The organism is Streptomyces sp. ActVer, assembly GCF_027270795.1.
In the GTDB taxonomy this organism is placed as follows: Bacteria; Actinomycetota; Actinomycetes; order Streptomycetales; family Streptomycetaceae; genus Streptomyces; species Streptomyces umbrinus_A.
Genome location: NZ_JAPWHT010000722.1, coordinates 1 through 3,163 on the forward strand (window position 1 = coordinate 1; position 3,163 = coordinate 3,163).

The 3,163-nt window shown below is 70.9% G+C and carries 5 protein-coding genes; 4 read left to right on the top strand and 1 reads right to left on the bottom strand.

Annotation, left to right across the window (positions count from 1 at the left end; translation table 11 throughout):
• The 4 genes from O3Q52_RS51105 to O3Q52_RS51120 all read left to right on the top strand — a co-directional run.
• Nucleotides 1–392, top strand: a 392-nt coding sequence (locus O3Q52_RS51105) for an amidase family protein (protein ID WP_269655244.1), incomplete at its 5' end; no start/stop codon positions are given.
• A 10-nt stretch (nt 393–402) separates the two neighbouring features.
• Nucleotides 403–621, top strand: a complete 219-nt coding sequence (locus tag O3Q52_RS51110) for a hypothetical protein (RefSeq protein ID WP_055617745.1) — start codon at nt 403–405, stop codon at nt 619–621.
• A gap of 145 nt (nt 622–766) precedes the next feature.
• Nucleotides 767–2,263, top strand: coding sequence for a flotillin family protein (locus O3Q52_RS51115; protein WP_269655245.1), 1,497 nt, complete (start codon nt 767–769; stop codon nt 2,261–2,263).
• A 134-nt stretch (nt 2,264–2,397) separates the two neighbouring features.
• Nucleotides 2,398–2,844, top strand: a complete 447-nt coding sequence (locus O3Q52_RS51120) for a type II toxin-antitoxin system PemK/MazF family toxin (protein ID WP_269655246.1) — start codon at nt 2,398–2,400, stop codon at nt 2,842–2,844.
• Here O3Q52_RS51120 and O3Q52_RS51125 read toward each other — a convergent pair.
• Nucleotides 2,829–3,163: TIGR02452 family protein (locus O3Q52_RS51125; protein WP_269655247.1), on the bottom strand; the 335-nt coding region annotated here is incomplete at its 5' end. The two genes, O3Q52_RS51120 and O3Q52_RS51125, sit on opposite strands and share 16 nt — an antisense overlap.

The window sequence follows — 3,163 nt, forward strand, 5'->3', positions numbered from 1 at the left end:
TCGTGAACAACGAGAAGCGCATGCTCCAGGAGGGCGTCGGCGCGCTCTTCGACACGTACGACGTGGTGCTCGCGCCGACGACCGCCGCTCCCCCGCCGCGCATCGGCGCCCTGCACGATCTGAGCGGCTTCGGGACCGACCGGGCCATGATCGCCGCCTGTCCGTACGCCTGGCCGTGGAACGTGCTGGGCTGGCCCGGCGTCAACGTCCCCGCGGGGTTCGTCGACGGCTCCCTGCCGGTGGGCGCGCAACTGCTCGGGCCCGCGCACAGCGAGCCCGTTCTCGTGTCGCTGGCCGCGCAGTTGGAGGCGGACCAGCGGTGGTACCAGAGCTGGCCGAGCCGTGAAGCGGACGGCGCCGTACCTGATTTCGGAGCGCCTACCGGCCCGTAGTCTGGGGACCATGGACGACGCGTCGATGGTGGGCCTCATGGGACGGGTGACCGGCACGATCGGGCCGGGGCTCGTCGGCGAGGTGATCGTGCGGGTCCGCGGCGGCGCCGAGCACTTCCTCGCGTATCCCGTCTCCCCGAAGGACCGCATCGAGACGGGCACGGTGGTGATGGTGGTCGAGTACCTGCCGCCCCGGACGGTGTACGTGTCGGCGGCGTACGACAGTTGAGCGGGCCGTGAGCCTCTGTGCCATGTGAGCGTGTCGTGCTCGTCAAAGATGCGCCAAAGACTCGTCAGCGTCTGTACCGCCGGGCCCGACCAGGCGCACACTCCGTTCGTTCGGTGCCGAAAGGGCACCATCCCACAGGGGGCGTATGCCGATGGTTGTCGGCGTCGTGGCGGGGGCAGCGGTCCTCGCGCTCATATTCATCGTTGTGGTCTTCAAGCTCATGTGGCGTGTCGCGGAGCCCAACGAAGCACTGATCATCTCCGGTTCGAAGCACCGCACCGAAGGCCTTGAGGAGGGCATGGGCTTCCGCATCGTCACCGGGCGCGGCACGCTCGTGCTGCCGGGCGTCCAGGCGGTGCGCAAACTCTCGCTCGACCTCAACGAGACCGAGCTGTCCGTGGACTGCGTGACCCACCAGGGCATTCCGCTCAAGGTGCGGGGCGTGGTCATCTTCAAGGTGGGCGACGACTTCGTGTCGATCGCCAACGCGGGCCGCCGCTTCCTCGACCAGCAGAAGCTGATGTCGGAGCGGGTGCACAACGTGTTCGCCGGTCATCTGCGGTCCATCGTCGGCGGGTTGACCGTCGAGGACATGATCCGCGACCGCGAGAAGCTCACCGGGCAGACCCGGGCCGCCTGCGGTACGGAGATGGAGAAGCTGGGGCTGATCGTCGACTCGCTGCAGATCCACGAGATCGAGGATCCGACGGGCTACATCAAGAACCTGGCCATGCCGCACGCGGCGGCCGTGCAGCGGGACGCCCGGATCGCGCAGGCCGAGGCCAACCGGCGGGCCACCGAGGCCGAACAGCAGGCCGCCGCGCGGATGTCGGAGGCGACCCGGGACAGCGAGATCCTGCAGGCCGGATACCAGGCGGAGCGCGACAACGCCTCCGCCAAGGCCCGGCAGGCCGGACCTCTCGCCGACGCGGCGGCTCGGCAGGAGGTCGTGGTCCAGGAGACACGCGTCGCCGAGCTGGAGGCGCACCGTCGTGAGCAGCAGCTCCAGGCGGACGTCCGCAAGCCCGCGGACGCGAAGGCGTACGAGAAGCGCACGCTGGCCGAGGCCGAGCGCGACGTCCGGATCTCCGCGGCACAGGCCAAGGCGAAGGAGACGGAACTCGCGGCCGCGGCGGAGGCGACCCGGGTCACGACGGCCGCGGGTGCCGAGGCCGAGGCGACCAAGGCGCGTGGCGCTGCCGCCGCGACGGCGACCCGGGCCACCGGTGAGGCGGAGGCCGCGGCCCAGCAGGCCAAGGGCCTTGCGATCGCCGAGTCCGCGAGGGCGAAGGGGCTCGCGGAGGCCGAGGCCATCAAGGCACGGGCCGCCGCGCTGGCGGAGAACCAGGAGGCCGTTGTCGCGCAGCAACTTGCCGAGAACTGGCCGGAGATCGTGAGGGCGGGCGCTGGAGCGTTCGGGAACGTGGAGCACATGGTGCTGCTCAACGGGGCCGACGGGATGTCCGACATGTTCGCCAAGGCGTTGACGATGGGTGGTACGGGGTTGGGGCTGGCTCGGCAGTTGCTGTCGTCGATGGGTCAGGATCAGAACGGGCAGGCTGGTAAGGACGGTTCGGCGGTCAATGGGTTCCCCACCCCGCCGGCCGCTTCGCAGAAGGTTCCGGTGGATGGGGAGTCGTAGAACGGTGATTGGCCGACGGCTGGTTGTACGTGGCTGGTCGCGCAGTTCCCCGCGCCCCTGAAAACCAACGGCCCGCGCCCCTGGCCAAAAGGGGCGCGGGCACCAGTCGGAAGGGCGCGGGCTACCGTGTGCCCGTGACTGCCTCTGCCGAGCAAGATGTTCCCGGGCGCTCCGGGCCCGCCTCCACCGTCGAAGCGGATCCGCGCCGGGTGGGTCAGGTGCGTACCGAGTACTCGCCCGCGCACGACGGGGATCCGGACCCGGGCGAGATCGTGTGGACCTGGGTGCCCTATGAGGAGAACGACGGGCGCGGGAAGGACCGGCCGGTGCTGGTCGTCGCCCGTGAGGCCGCCGGGACGTTTCTCGCCGTGCAGCTGTCGAGCAAGCGGCACGACGGCGACCGGGAGTGGGTGCCGATCGGCAGCGGGCCGTGGGACCGGTCGGGGCGCGACTCCTGGGTGGCCGTGGACCGGGTGCTGCGGCTGCACGAGCAGGGGATGCGCCGCGAGGCGTGCGCGCTGGACCGGATGCGGTTCAACTCGGTGGTGCACCGGCTGCGGGAGCGCTACGGCTGGCGCTGAACCGCCTTGCCCTCCAGGACCTGTGCCTCCAGTACCTCCCGGAACGCCCTCTCGAAGGCGCTCAGGACGACCGCACCCTTCGTACGGTCGAGGACTCCGAACACGACGTGCTCGAAGGAACCGGCGAACCGGCCGCCGTCCGTGAGCAGGGCGCGGAACGCGCCCGCCACCTGCGCCGGATCGTTCTGGAAGACGCCACAGCCCCAGGCTCCGAGCACCAGCCGTCGGTAGCCGTGCGCCGCGGCCGTCTCCAGGACCCGCTCGGCCCGTGACGCGAGGGCGCCCGGCAGCTCGGGCGCGCGCTCCGGCGCCGTGCGCA